This window comes from Brenneria goodwinii (assembly GCF_002291445.1).
GTDB lineage: Bacteria > Pseudomonadota > Gammaproteobacteria > Enterobacterales > Enterobacteriaceae > Brenneria > Brenneria goodwinii.
Map to the genome: position 1 here is coordinate 155,832 of NZ_CP014137.1, position 16,831 is coordinate 172,662.

Below are 16,831 nucleotides of genomic sequence, written 5' to 3' on the forward strand. Positions count from 1 at the left end.
TCCAGTGGTTGTGTAAGAATCCGGAAATCTCATGGTTTCCGGATTTTTTTATTATGCAAATTGCTCAGGCTCTCAACCTGGTATCCTGTTACGACTCCACCCGTAACCCATTGACATCTCTAGGCGAGTTTCTTGACCCGGAATTGATTGCCCGTTGTCTGACCGAATCCGGTACGGTCACCCTGCGCAAGCGTCGTCTTCCTCTGGAAATGATGGTCTGGTGCGTTGTCGGCATGGCGCTTGAACGTAAAGAACCGCTTCATCAGATTGTCAACCGACTGGATATCATGTTGCCCGGTAATCGCCCCTTCGTTGCCCCCAGCGCCGTGATTCAGGCTCGCCAGCGGCTGGGAAGTGACGCTGTCCGGCGTGTTTTTACACAGACTGCGCAACTGTGGCACGCCTCAGTCACTCATCCGCACTGGTGTGGACTGACATTGTTGGCTGTGGATGGCGTGGTCTGGAGAACTCAGGATACGCCAGAAAATGACGCGGCGTTCCCCCGACAGCATTTTGGTGGTCAGCCCGGGGCTTATCCTCAGGTGAAAATGGTTTGCCAGATGGAGCTGACCAGTCATCTTCTTACCGCTGCCGCCTTCGGCACGATGAAAGAAAGCGAGTATACGCTGGCAGAGCAGCTTATAAGCCAGACGGGTGACAATACGCTGACGCTGTTCGATAAGGGGTATTACTCACTGGGATTACTTGATGCCTGGAGCCGCGGGGGGACAGAGCGTCACTGGATGATACCGCTGAAGAAGGGCGCTCAGTACGAGGAAATCCGGCGGTTGGGTAAAGGTGATAGTCTAATTACCCTCAAGACCTCGCCTCAGTCGAGAAAAAAATGGCCGGAACTGAATAAAGCGATAACGGCCCGACTGCTGACATTGAGCCGCAAGGGGAAAACGTATTATCTGCTGACATCGATGACGGATGCGATGCGTTATCCGGGTGGGGAGATGACGGAGCTGTACAGCCATCGGTGGGAAATCGAACTGGGCTATCGTGAAATCAAGCAGACAATGCAGCAAAGCAGGCTGACGCTTAGAAGTAAAAAGCCGGAGTTGGTTGAGCAGGAACTGTGGGGAGTGCTGCTGGCCTACAATCTGGTCAGGTATCAGATGATAAACATGGCGGCGAGTCTGAAAGGTTACTGGCCAAATCAGTTGAGCTTCTCGGGATCATGTGGCCTGGTCATGCGGATGTTGATGACATTACAGGGAGCCTCGCCGGGTCGCATCCCTGAACTTATGCGGGATATGGAAAGCATGGCGCAGTTGGTCAAACTGCCGGGAAGGCGGGAAAGAGCCTATCCCCGAGTGGTGAAAGAAAGGCCCTGGAAATATCCAAAGCCTCAAAGTAAAACTGCCAGTCAGTTGCTTAACTGACTGGCATTACTCCTTCGGGAGCCGTTTTTTTTACCGTCATTCTTTGCTTTTTCGTATGAAAAGTCGCCGTTTTCGGCGGTACTAAAACGATGCCGCCATAAAAAATTGCGCCCCGTCTCAAATCCTCTTCTTTCCGCATGCAGTAATATGCCGCCAGAATTACATTAATCAGACCGGTGGTTTTATTAATATAAAATACTTTTTTATAAAATGTTTGAAGCCGATCGGTTAATTCTTTTCCGTGGTGCCAGTACAGGTCGTCCGGTGGCAAAAGCACAAAGGTGCTTACGCGGTCTGAACGTTACCTTAATGCCATGGCGGGTATAAGCACTCAGCCAGCTATGACACCTTCATAAAAATGACCGAGGAAGGATGGTAATGAAAACACGTAAGATCGGGTTGGCTAATTATCTGGCCTATGGCTCGGGCGACTTTCTTGGAGCAGGCACTACCGCGCTGACGGCTGCCTGGTTGCTTTATTTTTACACCACGTTTTGTGGTTTGACTCCGATTGAGGCGACCTTTATTTTTGCGATGGCGCGCGTATTGGACGCCGTCGTCAGCCCGCTAATGGGCTTCCTGACTGACAACTTTGGCTCCACCTGGCTGGGTAAACGCTTCGGCCGCCGTAAATTCTTTATCTTGCTCGGTATCCCTTGCGTATTCAGCTACAGCTTTATGTGGGTAGGTGATATGGGATATTGGTACTACCTGCTGACCTACCTGCTGTTTGATGTCATTTATACGATGGTGCTGGTGCCGTATGAAACGCTGGTGCCGGAAATGACCGACGATTTCAAACAGAAAACCAAATTCTCCGGCGCACGAATCGCGCTGGCGCAGCTTTCCGCCATTCTGGCCGCCTTCCTGCCCGGTATTCTGCTGGGGTATTTCGGCAAAGACAACGCGGTTTCCTTCTTCTATTCCAGCCTGGTGTTCTCCGTGATCTGCGCGTTGGTGCTGACGTTGGTGTATTTGTTCACCTGGGAACGGCCCCGCGATCAGATGTCCGAGGCTTCTCTGCGGGCGGAAAAAGAGCGTCAGTCCCTGTCGTTGGTGGATAGCCTGAAACGGCTGAATGTTGAGCTGTTATCGACGCTGCGTATTCGTATTTTCCGTCAGCATTTAGGGATGTATCTGGGCGGCTATATCGCGCAGGATGTGTTCAATGCCGTGTTTACCTATTACGTGGTCTTTGTGTTAATGCAAAGCCCGACGATGGCCTCTAACCTGATGGGGACGATGGCGATCCTGCAATTTATCGCGGTGATCGGCATGATCCCACTGTGCATTCGCTTCGGACCCGCGCCGTCTTATCGCCTGGTAGTCTGCCTATTCGGGCTGAGCGCGCTCTCTTACGCGTTCCTCTGGTACAGCAACCTGCATGACGCCTTCTCGCTGCTGCTGCTGATTTCCGCGCTGGCTGGTTTAGGCCGTGGCGGGATCAACTATGTGCCATGGAATACCTATACCTATATCGCCGATGTTGATGAAGTGATCACCGCGCAGCGCCGCGAAGGGATCTTCGCCGGCATCATGACGCTGACCCGCAAGGCTTCCCAGGCCGGCGCGGTGATGCTGGTAGGCATTGTGCTGCAATTGTCCGGTTTTGTATCCGGTCAGAGCGTACAGGCGCCGGGCGTCAGCCATACCATCCTGATGATCCTGAGCTTCGGCACCGTTGGCGTACTGGCGCTGGGCTTCCTGGTTTCCCTGCGTTTCAAACTCAATCTGCAGACGCACAGCGTATTGCGTGAGGAAACGCAGAAGATGCGCGAAGCCGGACGTCCGGTGCCTGAACAAATCACGCCGCAAGCCAGAGCGACCGTCGAAATGCTGGCCGGTATGCCTTATGAGTCGCTGTGGGGCAACAACAACATCGGCTATCTGAACCGCAATAAGGTGAAGCCCGTCACGCGCGTGACCCAGCCCTGAACGTTTTGAATTGTTAAATGCTAACTAAATTGGATGATTGACTATGACCGTATTCAGTGTAAAACATAGCCCGCTTTTGTGTCAGCCCGAACGCTTCATTTCGCGCGAGGACTTAAAGGCGCTGATTTGCCGTATCACTGATAATCTGGTGAACATTGAAGATAAAACCGGTGAGTTTCTGTTACGGCTGGACGATGGCCGGGTGATTGATACCAAAGGCTGGGCCGGTTGGGAATGGACGCACGGTATCGGTTTATACGGTATTTATCAGTATTACCAACAAACGGGCGATGAGCAGATGCGGGCCATCATCGACGACTGGTTTTCCGCCCGCCTGGCGGAAGGTACGCCGACCAAGAATGTGAATACCGTTTGTCCTTTCCTGACGCTGGCTTACCGTTACGAAGAAACGCATGATGCCCGCTGGTTGCCGTATCTGGAGCGTTGGGCCGAGTGGGTGATGTATGAGATGCCGCGCACGCAGAAGCAGGGATTGCAGCACATTGTTTACAACAATGAAAATACCGAGCAAATGTGGGACGACACGCTAATGATGAGCGTGTTGCCGCTGGCGAAAATCGGCAAGCTGTTAAACCGGCCGGAATTCGTGGAGGAAGCGACCTATCAGTTCCTGCTGCATGTTCAGTATCTGATGGATCGTCAAAGCGGTTTGTGGTTCCACGGTTGGACATTTGCGGAAAAGCATAACTTTGCCAAAGCGCGCTGGGCGAGGGGCAATAGCTGGCTGACCGTGGCGATCCCCGAGTTTATCGAACTGTTGGAATTGCCGGAGCGCAATGCGACGCGCCGCTTCCTGTTGCAGGTGTTGGAAAGCCAGATTGAGGCGCTGGCGAAATATCAGGATGACAGCGGTTTGTGGCACACCCTGATTGACGATCCGCAATCGTACCTTGAAAGCTCGGCGACGGCTGGTTTCGCTTACGGCATTCTAAAAGCCGTACGTAAGCGCTATGTGGATAAAAGCTATGCGTCAGTGGCGGAGAAAGCGATTCGCGGCGTTATCAATCACGTTAATGCGGACGGTGAACTGACCCAGGTTTCCTTCGGCACCGCCATGGGCAACGATCTCGATTTCTATCGTGAAATAGCCTTGACGTCTATGCCGTACGGCCAGGCGATGGCGATCCTCTGCCTGTCGGAATATCTGCGGGTTTATCTGTAATGATGAAGGCGGATATCCCGGCACGGGATGCCCGCCTCTGCCTGTCACCATGCCCGATATTAGGGCACTGTGCCGATGGGGTCGTAGCGGCGTCAGCCGCCGAAGCGCCCTGCGGTACGATAAGCCCGGGTCTCTCGATCTATGGGGTTGTCGTCAACCTCAATGGTGTCTGAACGTTTAGTCGGTTAACCCCGCTACGCTGTAATTGATCGGCACCCAGCGATAGCCTGACTGTTCTCCCGTTTTAACGTGACCGATGCCGGGAAACGATATATGCGTCCCGGCTACCCAATAGCCTTGACTGGCGGCATCCGCCAGCACCTTAGCGCGGGTTTGCGCCGCCGTATCCATATCGGAATCAAAACTGATGGTGGTGGCCGGCAGTGGGAACTGTACGGCCGCAACGTGGATAATATCCCCCCAGATCAACAGTTTTTGTCCTTCGCTCTCTACCCAAAACGCCGTATGGCCGGGCGTATGTCCGGGCGCGGGCAACGGCGTGATGCCGGTAAAGAGCGGCTGCTCGCCGGCAAAGGTTTTCAGCTTATTGGCTGCCTGGATGGTACGAAAGGCGGCCTGAACCCGCTGGAACGCCGGTTTCTGCGCTTCGCCGGCCTGCTTCAGATTAGCCTCGCTGAGCCAATAATCGGCTTCGGTCTGGCTGACGTAGACGGTGGCGTTGGGAAAAGTGAGTTTGCCGTCGGTAATCAGACCGCCAAAGTGATCGCCGTGCAGATGCGTCATCAGCACCGTATCCACCTGTTCCGGCGTGTAGCCGGCGGCTTTAAGGTTATTCACGACTTTACCGACGGAAGGGTTACTCTGTTTACCATTGCCGGTATCCACCAAAATCAGGTTTTGTCCGGTATTAATCAGATAGGTATTGATGGAGGTATCGACGGGCGCGGTCAGCGACTGCTCCGCCAGCAGGTTTTTGATTTGCTCCGGCGTTGCCCGCGTCAGCAGCTTGTCGACCGGCATGGCGTTGGTGCCGTCGGCCAGCGCGGTAATTTCAAATTGTCCCAGCAGCATACGGTAATAGCCCGCCTGGGTTTTAACCTGTGGAACCGGTTGCGCCGTAACGATATTGGGGACGAAAACAGATGTCAGCAACAGTAAAGCAAGAGATCTCAATCGATTCATGTTTTTCGTTCCTTGTTAATGAGTTAGCGTGTTAAACATTGCGGTGAAACTTGTTGATCGCCTGTTGATTATTAGCTGTACTGTAACATTACTCAAATTAAACATAAGCGCAGGTCATTGATGCGGGGTTTGGTGCGCCGCTGTCTATCTGCGATAATGTGTTTTTACGTTACAGGTATAGTGAAAAACATGCAGTACCCGATTAATGAAATGTTTCAGACGTTGCAGGGTGAAGGCTATTTTACCGGTGTCCCGGCGGTGTTTGTGCGCCTGCAGGGGTGCCCGGTCGGCTGTAGTTGGTGCGATACCAAACATACCTGGGACAAACTTGCCGAGCGGGAAATTCCACTGGATCAGGTACTGGTTAAAACGCGGGAAAGCGATGGCTGGGGGGCGGCCAGCGCCGAGGATGTTCTGGCGCTGATCGATCGGGAGGGCTATACCGCGCGTCATATTGTGATCACCGGGGGAGAACCCTGTATTCACGATCTGGCGCCGCTGACGCTGCTGTTGGAACAGCAGGGGTTTAGCTGTCAGATAGAAACCAGCGGCACGCATGAAGTTCGCTGCTCGCCCAAAACCTGGGTGACGGTTTCCCCGAAAGTGAATATGCGCGGCGGCATGGCGGTGATCGATCAGGCGCTGCACCGGGCGGATGAGATCAAACATCCGGTTGCCCGCGAGCGTGATATCGAAGATCTGGACGCCTTGCTGGCCCGGTTGAAGGATGACAAACCGCGCATTGTGGCGCTACAGCCGATCAGTCAGAAAGAGAGCGCCACTAAATTGTGCATCGGCACCTGTATCGCCCGTAACTGGCGGCTTTCCATGCAGACGCATAAGTATTTGAATATCGCCTAGATCCTCACCAAGCCGTCTTTCCCTTGCCAGAGCTGTCTCTTAGTCACATTTTTATGCGGACGCAGAGACCGTTTCGTGCGCGATAAAGCCGCCATTTGTGTATAAGAGACAGTGGCCAGGGAAGTGCGTTCTCCCCTGTGACTGTCTCTTATACACAAATGTAGGGGCTATGACGGGGTTTGCCGTTATCCGGCGTAAGAAATTATGCTGAGGAGATAGCAGGCTTAGGATGAGCCGCACGGACGCGGCGAAAGCTTGCGCCACGTCGGGAACGTGTCGCAAGCGGTCCGTTAAGCCTGATACCGACGAAGGCATCGCGCAGCGACATAATTTAGCCGCAAGCCGGGGTTCATAGGGGGCTGGCGTCTGAGCCCCCTATGTCGGGCGCGTGCTATGACATAGCATAGAAATAGCGGCATTGTGGCGCACGAAACTATCTCCAAGTCCGCATAAAAATGTGACTAAGAGACAGCCCCTGTGAAGGGGATGCCCGGGGTGGGGTTAGTGTAAGGAGGATGGAGCGCTATTTTTTGCAACGCTTCGCGTGGTTTGAGATACGCGCTTACTCGCCTTTATACACACAGCCCGCGGTGCAGGTCTCTTTTACCATCACCGCGCTCAGTTCGGGCAAAGACGGTTTCACCTGCTGCCAGATCCAATGTGCCAGCACTTCGCTGGTGGGATTTTCCAGTCCGGGGATCTCATTCAGGTAATGATGATCCAGCTTTTCCCACGTTGGTTTGAACGCGGCTTTTAATTCGGCGAAGTCCATCACCCAGCCGGTGTGCGGATCAACCTCGCCGGTGATTTCCAGTCGAACCATAAATGAATGCCCATGCAGGCGTCCGCATTTATGTCCGGCCGGAACATGAGGCAGACGGTGGGCGGCTTCAAACTGAAAATCTTTAAATAGCGTGGTTGCCATGGCGGTGTTCCCGGGTTCTTTCACTGAAGTAGCGTGCTTAAAGCCGTCGCATACTACCGGAAATCGGCGCGTGAAGCACGTTTCGTCGCCGATATGTTGACGGTGGGTATAACACTTTAAGCAATAAGGGTTATCAGAAAAACCATTTAGTCATTTTGGTTATTTGATATTTCCATCATTTCTTTAGTTGTTAAGATACGGATGGTTAACCTAAATGCTCCATTCATCTTTTTATTGTATGAATTTGTATTAGCCCGGTCACAAGCACAAGGAAATAGAGATCATAATGACAACTCCGGTTTCTCCGACTTCATTGCTCCCGTTGAGTGCGGAGCAATTAACGCGTTTACAGGCGGCAACCGGTGATTTTTCACCCACGCAGCTTGCCTGGTTATCCGGTTATTTTTGGGGCCTTTTACAGCAACCGACGGTACAACAGCCGCCTGGTTCTGCGGCCATCGCCGCGAATGCGGGTTCATCGGCGGCGGTTTCTGTTCCGGTTCAGAGCATCACGCTGATTTCCGCTTCTCAAACCGGTAACGCGCGTCGGGTCGCTGAGCAACTGCGAGATGATCTCTTGAACGCCAAACTGGCGGTGAATCTGGTGAATGCCGGCGATTATAAATTCAAGCAGATCGCACAGGAAAAACTGCTGCTGATCGTGACCTCGACGCAGGGGGAAGGGGAACCGCCGGAAGAAGCGGTCGCGCTGAACAAATTCCTGTTTTCCAAAAAAGCGCCGCAGTTGAAAGATACCGCGTTTGCGGTGTTGGGCCTGGGTGATACCTCCTACGAATTTTTTTGCAAAGCCGGCAAGGATATTGATAGTCGGCTGGCCGAGCTGGGCGCGGAACGGTTATTGGATCGTGTTGATGCCGATGTTGACTATCAGGCCAAGGCCGAGCAATGGCGCCGGCAACTGGTGGATATCCTTCAGGCTCGCGTACCGGTACAGGGCACGGCGGTCGCGTCAGTGAGCGCAAGCGGCGCGCTGGATGAAATCACCAGCAGCCCCTATAGCAAGGCGTCGCCATTACTGGCTACTCTGGCGGTGAATCAGAAAATCACCGGGCGTAATTCGGAAAAAGACGTTCGCCACATCGAGATTGATCTGGGCGATTCCGGTTTGCGTTACCAGCCGGGCGATGCGCTGGGCGTATGGTTTGAAAACGATCCGGCGCTGGTGCAGGAACTGCTCGAACTCCTGTGGCTGAAAGGCGATGAGCCGGTGACGCTGGACGGAAAATCGCTGCCGTTGTCGCAGGCGCTGCGCAGCCATTTTGAATTGACGCAGAATACCGCGCCCATCGTGGAAAAGTATGCGGCGCTATCGCGTGATGAAACCCTATTGTCGCTATTGGCGGATAAACCGGCGTTACAGCAATTTGTTCAGCAGACGCCGCTGGTGGATATGGTGCGCCAGGCGCCGGTTGAGCTGACGGCGGAACAGCTTACCGGCCTGTTGCGTCCGTTGACGCCGCGCTTGTATTCCATCGCCTCTGCACAGGCGGAGGTGGAGAATGAGGTGCATATCACCGTGGGGGTGGTACGTTATGACGTCAATGGCCGCACGCGCGCCGGCGGCGCATCCGGCTACCTGGCCGATCGCCTGAATGAAGATGATGAAGTCCGGGTGTTTATCGAACATAACGATAATTTCCGCTTGCCGGCGAACCCGGATGCCCCGGCGATCATGATTGGCCCCGGCACCGGAATCGCGCCATTCCGCGCCTTTATGCAACAGCGCGAGGCCGACGGCGCCGGCGGTAAAAACTGGTTGTTCTTCGGCAATCCCCACTTTACGGAAGATTTTCTGTATCAGGTTGAGTGGCAGCGCTACGTGAAAGACGGCCTGCTGACGAAGATCGATTTGGCCTGGTCGCGCGATCAGGCGCACAAGATTTATGTTCAGGACAAGCTGCGGGAGAAAGGCGCGGAAGTGTGGCGCTGGCTTCAAGAGGGCGCGCATATCTATGTTTGCGGCGATGCTAATCGTATGGCGAAAGATGTCGAACAGGCGTTACTGGACGTGGTGGCCGAGCACGGTGGTATGGATGCCGAGCAGGCCGATGAGTTTTTGAGTGATTTGCGCCTTGCGCGCCGTTATCAGCGAGATGTGTACTAATGAGCAAAAAGCCATTATCAGATGAAAAAAACGCCTTGAGTGAAAGGTATCCCGGCCCATTGGTGGTGGAAGGGAAACTCGCTGATGCCGAGCGCCTGAAGAAAGAAAGCAATTTCCTGCGTGGCACCATCGCCGAGGATTTACAGGATGGCCTGACGGGCGGTTTCCACGGCGATAACTTTTTATTGATTCGCTTTCATGGCATGTATCAGCAGGACGACCGCGATATCCGCGCCGAACGTGCCGAGCAAAAGCTGGAGCCGCGTCATGCCATGATGCTGCGTTGCCGTTTGCCGGGCGGGGTTATCACGCCCCAGCAGTGGCTCGGTATCGATAAATATGCCGCCGAAAATACCTTGTACGGCAGTATCCGGCTGACCAACCGTCAGACGTTCCAGTTTCACGGTATTCTCAAACCGAATGTGAAACCGGCGCATAAGCTGCTGAACAGCCTGGGATTGGACTCGTTGGCAACCGCCAACGACGTTAACCGTAACGTGATGTGTACGTCGAATCCGGTGGAGTCCGAACTGCATCAGCAGGCGTATGCGTGGGCGAAGAAGATTTCTGAACATTTGCTGCCGCGTACCCGTGCCTATGCCGAGATCTGGCTGGATCAGGAGAAGGTCGAAACCACGGACGAAGAGCCGATTCTGGGCGCGACCTATCTGCCGCGTAAGTTCAAAACCACCGTGGTGATTCCGCCGCAGAACGATGTGGATCTGCACGCCAACGATCTCAACTTTGTCGCCATTGCCGACAACGGCCGGCTGGTCGGCTTTAACGTGCTGGTGGGCGGCGGACTGTCGATTGCCCACGGCGATAAGGCAACCTATGCGCGTACCGCCAGCGAACTGGGTTACATCCCGGTAGAACACACGCTGGCGATCGCCGAAGCGGTGGTCACCACCCAGCGCGACTGGGGCAACCGCACCAACCGTAAAAATGCGAAAACCAAGTATACGCTGGAGCGGGTGGGCGTTGAGACGTTCAAACAGGAAGTGGAAAAACGGTCGGGCGTGCAGTTTGAATCGGTGCGGCCTTATGAATTTACCGGCCGCGGCGATCGCATCGGCTGGGTGAAAGGCATCGATAATAAATGGCATCTGACGCTGTTTATCGAAAATGGCCGTATTCTGGACTATCCCGGCCGGCCGTTGAAAACCGGACTGGCGGAAATTGCTAAAATCCATAAAGGGGATTTCCGCCTGACGGCGAATCAGAATCTGATTGTCGCCGGGGTGTCCGCGCGCAACAAGGCGAAGATTGAAGCGCTGGCGCGTGAGCATGGGCTGATTGATGATAGCGTGACGGAACAGCGCAAAAACTCTATGGCCTGCGTGTCTTATCCGACTTGTCCGCTGGCGATGGCGGAAGCGGAACGTTTCCTGCCGCAGTTTGTGACCAAAGTTGAAAATATCATGCAGCAGCATGGCGTGGGCGACGAGCATATTATCCTGCGCGTGACCGGTTGTCCCAACGGCTGCGGCCGGGCGCTGCTGGCGGAGATCGGTCTGGTGGGGAAAGCCATCGGCCGTTACAACCTGCATCTGGGCGGCAACCGGGAAGGCACGCGTATTCCGCGTATGTACCGCGAAAATATCACCGAGGCGGAAATCCTCAATGAGATAGACCAGCTAATCGGGCGTTGGGCGAAAGAACGGAAAGACAATGAAGGCTTCGGTGATTTCACCATCCGGGCCAACATTATTAAACCGGTGCTGGATCCCGCGCGCGACTTTTACGACTGACAGGAGATCCTGATGTCCGAGCTTAATCTTGAAGCGCTCAACGCCTTACCTAAAGCTGAACAGGCGACGGCGTTGGCGGAAGTTAACCAGCAGCTGGAACGGCTATCCGCGCAGGAGCGCGTGGGCTGGGCGCTGGAAAACCTGCCGGGGGAATATGTCTTGTCCTCCAGCTTTGGTATCCAGGCGGCGTTGTCCCTGCATTTGGTGACGCAACAGCGGCCGGATATTCCGGTCATTCTGACCGATACCGGCTACCTTTTCCCGGAAACCTATCAGTTTATCGACGCGCTGACGGAACAGCTGAATCTGAATCTCCAGGTCTACCGCGCCGAACTGTCGCCCGCCTGGCAGGAGGCGCGCTACGGTAAATTGTGGGAGCAGGGGGTTGAAGGCATTGAGCGTTACAACCAGATGAACAAGGTAGAGCCGATGAACCGGGCCTTAGGCGAGTTGAAGGCAAAAACCTGGTTCGCCGGCCTGCGGCGCGAACAATCCAGCAGCCGCGGTCACCTGCCGGTGCTGGCGGTGCAGCGCGGCGTGTTCAAATTCCTGCCGGTCATCGACTGGGATAACAAGCAGGTTTACCAGTACCTGAAACAACACGGGCTAAGCTACCACCCGCTGTGGGATCAGGGATATCTCTCGGTGGGCGACACCCACACCACCCGTAAGTGGGAGCCCGGCATGAGCGAGGAAGAAACCCGCTTTTTCGGTCTCAAGCGTGAGTGCGGCTTGCATGAAGGGTGAGAGATTAACCGGGGTTATACCTGAAATCCCGCTGTTATTCCATTACGGAACTTGTCATTCCAATTCGGCATTTCATAAGTGTTCCGTCCGCGCCGTATAGTCACCTTATCTATTTTTTGACTTAGTTTAGGCGATTGTGAACTATCTTCCCATATTCGCGGATCTGCGGGATCGCCCGGTGCTGGTGGTCGGCGGTGGTGATGTCGCCACGCGCAAAATCGAACTGCTGCAACGCGCCGGCGCCGAGATAAAGGTAGCCGCCCAGTCGCTGTCGGAACAGTTAACCGCGCAGCATCATGCCGGCCGGCTTGAGTGGGTCGCCCGGCGTTTTACGCCCGAGTTGCTGTCGGATGTGTTTCTGGTTATTGCGGCAACGGATGACCGGGAACTTAATGCCGCCGTCTTCGAGGCCGCGAATCAGCGTCATCTGCTGGCGAACGTGGTGGACGACCAGCCAAAGTGCTCGTTTATCTTCCCTTCCATTGTCGATCGTTCGCCGCTGATGGTGGCGATCTCATCCGGCGGACAGGCGCCGGTGCTGGCGCGGCTGCTGCGTGAAAAACTCGAAGCCCTGCTGCCGGTCACGCTGGGAACCATGGCTCAACTGGCCGGGGGCTGGCGCGACCGTATCAAGCAACGCCTGCATTCCTCGGGTGAGCGCCGCCGTTTCTGGGAGCGTCTTTTCTACGGGCGTTTTTCCAACCTGGTGGCGGCGGGACAAATTTCTCAGGCGGAAGAAGAGCTGCGACAGCAGCTCGAACAACAGCAACACGAGCAACAACAAGCCGCCGTCAATCGGGGGGAAGTCGCGCTGGTCGGCGCCGGTCCCGGCGATGCCGGATTACTGACGTTGCGTGGTTTACAGGTTATCCAACAGGCGGATGTGGTGCTGTATGACAACCTGGTGAGCGATGATGTGCTGGAATTGGTGCGCCGCGACGCCGAACGTATCTGTGTCGGCAAGCGAGCCAGCGCCCATTCCGTCCCTCAGGAAGAGATCAACCGATTAATTATCTCATTAGCCCGGCAAGGAAAACGGGTGGTTCGTCTGAAAGGCGGCGATCCGTTTATTTTCGGCCGCGGCGGCGAGGAGTTGCAACAGGTGGCGCAGGCCGGCATTTCCTTTCAGGTTGTGCCGGGCATTACCGCCGCCGCCGGCGCCACGGCTTACGCCGGTATACCGCTAACGCACCGGGACTATGCCCAGAGCGTCATCTTTATTACCGGCCATTGCCGGCCTGACGGTCAGGCGTTGGAGTGGTCGACGCTGGCGCGCGGTCGTCAGACGCTGGCGATTTATATGGGCACGGTGAAAGCCGCCGATATCGCTCAGCAGTTGATCGCCCATGGCCGTTCGGCCGAAACGCCGGTGGCGGTGATTGGCCGGGGAACCCGGCAGGATCAGCAAGTATTGATCGGCACCTTGCAACAGTTGGAACAATTGGCCCAGCAGGCACCGACGCCAGCGTTGCTGGTGATTGGCGAGGTGGTGAATTTGCACCATCAGATCGCCTGGTTTGGTCAGCAGTCGCTGGCGGCGCGGCAAGACAGCCGTCCGGCGGTAGTGAATTTGTCTTAAGGGAAAGGTTATGGACGAGAAACGACTCACTCATTTACGGCAGTTAGAGGCCGAGAGTATTCATATCATCCGCGAAGTGGCGGCGGAATTCAGCAACCCGGTGATGATGTACTCCATCGGTAAAGACTCCTCGGTGATGCTGCATCTGGCGCGCAAAGCGTTTTTTCCAGGATCGCTGCCTTTCCCGCTGCTGCATGTGGATACCGGTTGGAAATTTCGTGAAATGTACGAATTCCGCGACCGCACGGCGAAAGCATACGGGTGCGAACTGCTGGTTCATCGCAACCCGCAGGGGGAGGCGTTGGGCATAAATCCGTTTATTCACGGCAGCGCCAAGCATACCGATATTATGAAAACCGAAGGGTTGAAACAGGCGCTGGATAAATATGGTTTTGATGCCGCATTCGGCGGCGCACGGCGCGATGAAGAAAAATCCCGCGCGAAGGAACGCATTTACTCCTTCCGCGACCGCTTTCACCGCTGGGATCCGAAAAGCCAGCGTCCGGAGCTGTGGCACAACTATAACGGTCAGATCAACAAGGGCGAAAGCATCCGCGTATTCCCGCTGTCTAACTGGACCGAGCTGGATATCTGGCAGTACATCTATCTGGAAAACATCGACATTGTGCCGCTTTACCTGGCCGCGATGCGCCCGGTGCTGGAGCGTGACGGCATGTTGCTGATGGTGGATGACGATCGTATCGATCTGCAACCAGGCGAAGTGATTGAGCAACGCATGGTGCGTTTCCGTACCCTGGGCTGCTGGCCGCTGACCGGCGCGGTTGAATCAAACGCGCAAACGCTGCCGGAAATCATTGAAGAGATGCTGATTTCCACCACCAGCGAACGTCAGGGACGGATGATCGATCGCGATCAGGCCGGTTCAATGGAGTTGAAAAAGCGTCAAGGGTATTTCTGAGGAGCCGTCGAATGAACCAGTTTGTTGAACAACAGAATGTGATCGCCAAGCAGATTGCAGATCAAGGGGGCGTAGAGGCCTATCTGCGCGCTCAGCAGGATAAAACCCTGCTGCGTTTTCTGACTTGCGGCAGCGTCGACGACGGTAAAAGTACGCTGATTGGCCGTTTGCTGCACGATACCCGCCAGATTTATGAAGATCAGTTAACCACGTTGCACAGCGACAGTAAGCGGCTGGGGACGCAGGGTGAAAAGCTGGATCTGGCTCTGTTGGTGGATGGTCTGCAGGCCGAACGTGAGCAGGGCATCACCATTGACGTGGCTTACCGCTATTTCTCGACGGAAAAGCGCAAGTTTATTATTGCCGATACGCCGGGGCATGAGCAGTACACCCGCAATATGGCGACCGGGGCATCCACCTGCGAACTGGCGATCCTGCTGATCGATGCGCGCAAAGGGGTGTTGGATCAGACCCGGCGTCATAGTTTTATTGCGACGCTGCTGGGCATCCGTCATCTGGTGGTGGCGGTGAACAAAATGGATCTGGTGGACTATCAGCAGACGGTATTTGAGCAGTTTAAACAGGACTATCTGGATTTTGCCCAGCAGTTACCCACCGATCTGAATATTACCTTTGTGCCGATTTCCGCGCTGGACGGCGATAACGTCGCCAAGCCGAGCGGCGCGATGAGCTGGTACACCGGGCCGACGCTGCTGGACGTGCTGGAAACCGTCAATGTGGCGCAGCGCAGCCTTAAGTTGCCGATGCGTTTCCCGGTACAGTATGTGAACCGTCCGAATCTCGATTTTCGCGGCTACGCCGGTACGCTGGCGTCCGGCGTGGTGAGCGTGGGGCAGCGGGTAAAAGTGTTGCCGTCGGGCGTCGAGTCCACCGTCAGTCGGATTGTCACCTTTGACGGCGATCTGCAACAGGCGCAGGCCGGCGAGGCGATCACCCTGGTGCTGGCCGATGAGATCGATATCAGCCGCGGCGATCTGCTGGTCGACAGTACGGAAAACCTGAAGGCGGTGCGCAACGCGCTGGTGGATGTGGTGTGGATGGCGGAACAGCCGCTGGTGCCGGGGCAGAGCTATGACATCAAGATCAGCGGCAAGAAAACTCGCGCCCGGGTAGAGAATATTCAGTATCAGGTCGATATTAATACCCTGACGCAGCGGGTAACGGAAAATCTGCCGTTGAACGGCATCGGCCTGGTTGAGCTGGCGTTTGATGAACCGATGGTGCTGGACAATTATCAACAACACCATGTTACCGGCGGTATGATCTTTATTGACCGCCTGAGCAATGTCACCGTAGGCGCGGGGCTGGTGCGGGAGGTCATTGAGCAAACGTATCAGGAACCTGGCGCTTACAGCGCGTTCGAGCTGGAGCTCAATGCCCTGGTTCGCCGCCACTTCCCGCATTGGGGCGCGCGCGACCTGCTGGGAGGTAAATAACGTGTCCCAACGCCATTCATCTTCGCCCGCCGATGAAAATGTCGTCTGGCATTCGCACGTGGTGTCTCGTCAGGAGCGTGAACGTCTGCATGGTCATCAAGGGAGCGTCATCTGGTTTACCGGGCTGTCCGGTTCGGGGAAATCGACCCTGGCCGGCGCGCTGGAGCAGGCGTTGCACCAGCGGGGCGTCAGTACCTACCTGCTGGATGGCGATAACGTCCGTCACGGGCTGTGCCGCGATTTAGGCTTTACCGACGCCGATCGGCGGGAGAATATCCGCCGCGTCGGCGAGGTGGCCAAATTGATGGTCGATGCCGGGCTGGTGGTGCTGACGGCCTTTATCTCGCCGCACCGCGCCGAACGGAAAATGGTGCAGGATCTGCTGGATCAAGGGCAATTTATCGAGGTGTTTGTCGATACGCCCCTGGCTACCTGCGAAGCCCGCGATCCGAAAGGGTTGTATAAGAAAGCGCGGGCCGGGGAACTGCGTAATTTCACCGGTATCGATTCTGTTTATGAAGCGCCGGAAGCGCCAGACATTCATCTGAACGGCGAACAATTGGTAACAAATTTGACCAGTCAACTGTTAGATCTGCTGAGCCGACGAGCTATTATCAACCTCTGATCGCTTCGTCACTCGCGCGCGGGTATACCATTTCCGTTATACCCGCGTCAGCAGGCGGGGATCTGCTTTCACCGGCGGTTCGGGTGTAAGAGATTCCGCCTGCGCGGGAATGACGCGAGGTGGAGCCTGCGGGTGGTGCGTGTCTTAACTGAGAATGTTTAACTCAGTATCTGCATCTGTCCGGGCGACGAAA

At 55.4% G+C, this 16,831-nt stretch carries 14 protein-coding genes; 11 read left to right on the top strand and 3 right to left on the bottom strand.

Annotated features, from left to right (window positions below):
* The first annotated feature begins 53 nt into the window (after positions 1-53).
* Positions 54-1,388: an IS4 family transposase gene (locus ACN28R_RS00675; protein ID WP_095835693.1), complete on the top strand. Its 1,335-nt coding sequence runs from the start codon at positions 54-56 to the stop codon at positions 1,386-1,388.
* Here the strand turns inward: ACN28R_RS00675 and ACN28R_RS00680 are convergent.
* Positions 1,381-1,665, bottom strand: coding sequence for a hypothetical protein (locus tag ACN28R_RS00680; RefSeq protein WP_095833299.1), 285 nt, complete (start codon positions 1,663-1,665; stop codon positions 1,381-1,383). The two genes, ACN28R_RS00675 and ACN28R_RS00680, sit on opposite strands and share 8 nt — an antisense overlap.
* Before the next feature lie 101 nt (positions 1,666-1,766).
* Between ACN28R_RS00680 and ACN28R_RS00685 the strand changes: the two genes are divergently transcribed.
* Both ACN28R_RS00685 and bglB read left to right on the top strand, forming a co-directional pair.
* On the top strand, positions 1,767-3,323 hold the full coding sequence (locus tag ACN28R_RS00685) for an MFS transporter (protein WP_048637670.1): 1,557 nt from the start codon (positions 1,767-1,769) through the stop codon (positions 3,321-3,323).
* 43 nt (positions 3,324-3,366) lie between these two features.
* A complete protein-coding gene (gene bglB, locus ACN28R_RS00690; protein WP_095833300.1) occupies positions 3,367-4,506 on the top strand; it encodes a beta-galactosidase BglB in 1,140 nt (379 codons plus the stop codon).
* 177 nt (positions 4,507-4,683) lie between these two features.
* Here the strand turns inward: bglB and ACN28R_RS00695 are convergent, their stop codons facing one another.
* The gene (locus ACN28R_RS00695) at positions 4,684-5,649 is read right to left on the bottom strand and encodes an MBL fold metallo-hydrolase (RefSeq protein ID WP_048637672.1); all 966 of its coding nucleotides are present in this window, start codon (positions 5,647-5,649) and stop codon (positions 4,684-4,686) included.
* A gap of 189 nt (positions 5,650-5,838) precedes the next feature.
* Here ACN28R_RS00695 and queE point away from each other — a divergent pair, with 189 nt between their 5' ends.
* Positions 5,839-6,510 (top strand): 7-carboxy-7-deazaguanine synthase QueE, encoded by a 672-nt coding sequence (gene queE / locus ACN28R_RS00700; RefSeq protein ID WP_095833301.1) that lies wholly within the window; start codon positions 5,839-5,841, stop codon positions 6,508-6,510.
* A gap of 562 nt (positions 6,511-7,072) precedes the next feature.
* On the opposite strand, the gene queD is transcribed toward queE, so the two are convergent.
* Positions 7,073-7,435 (bottom strand): 6-carboxytetrahydropterin synthase QueD, encoded by a 363-nt coding sequence (gene queD, locus ACN28R_RS00705; RefSeq protein ID WP_048637674.1) that lies wholly within the window; start codon positions 7,433-7,435, stop codon positions 7,073-7,075.
* Between the two features lie 286 nt (positions 7,436-7,721).
* Between queD and cysJ the strand changes: the two genes are divergently transcribed.
* The 7 genes from cysJ to cysC all read left to right on the top strand — a co-directional run bounded on the left by cysJ (position 7,722) and on the right by cysC (position 16,638).
* Positions 7,722-9,560 (top strand): NADPH-dependent assimilatory sulfite reductase flavoprotein subunit, encoded by a 1,839-nt coding sequence (gene cysJ, locus ACN28R_RS00710; RefSeq protein ID WP_095833302.1) that lies wholly within the window; start codon positions 7,722-7,724, stop codon positions 9,558-9,560.
* Positions 9,561-9,595: 35 nt separating this feature from the next.
* The gene (gene cysI / locus ACN28R_RS00715) at positions 9,596-11,311 is read left to right on the top strand and encodes an assimilatory sulfite reductase (NADPH) hemoprotein subunit (protein ID WP_048639821.1); all 1,716 of its coding nucleotides are present in this window, start codon (positions 9,596-9,598) and stop codon (positions 11,309-11,311) included.
* Between the two features lie 12 nt (positions 11,312-11,323).
* Positions 11,324-12,058 (top strand): phosphoadenylyl-sulfate reductase, encoded by a 735-nt coding sequence (locus ACN28R_RS00720; RefSeq protein ID WP_095833303.1) that lies wholly within the window; start codon positions 11,324-11,326, stop codon positions 12,056-12,058.
* Positions 12,059-12,194: 136 nt separating this feature from the next.
* Positions 12,195-13,637 carry a siroheme synthase CysG gene (cysG, locus tag ACN28R_RS00725; RefSeq protein WP_095833304.1) on the top strand — a complete coding sequence of 481 codons (1,443 nt, stop codon included), beginning with the start codon at positions 12,195-12,197 and terminating at the stop codon, positions 13,635-13,637.
* 10 nt (positions 13,638-13,647) lie between these two features.
* Positions 13,648-14,556 carry a sulfate adenylyltransferase subunit CysD gene (gene cysD / locus ACN28R_RS00730; protein WP_048637678.1) on the top strand — a complete coding sequence of 303 codons (909 nt, stop codon included), beginning with the start codon at positions 13,648-13,650 and terminating at the stop codon, positions 14,554-14,556.
* Positions 14,557-14,567: 11 nt separating this feature from the next.
* Positions 14,568-16,013, top strand: coding sequence for a sulfate adenylyltransferase subunit CysN (gene cysN / locus ACN28R_RS00735; protein WP_095833305.1), 1,446 nt, complete (start codon positions 14,568-14,570; stop codon positions 16,011-16,013).
* On the top strand, positions 15,952-16,638 hold the full coding sequence (cysC, locus tag ACN28R_RS00740) for an adenylyl-sulfate kinase (RefSeq protein ID WP_072065843.1): 687 nt from the start codon (positions 15,952-15,954) through the stop codon (positions 16,636-16,638). Before cysN ends, cysC begins: the two co-directional genes overlap by 62 nt.
* Positions 16,639-16,831: the final 193 nt, after the last annotated feature.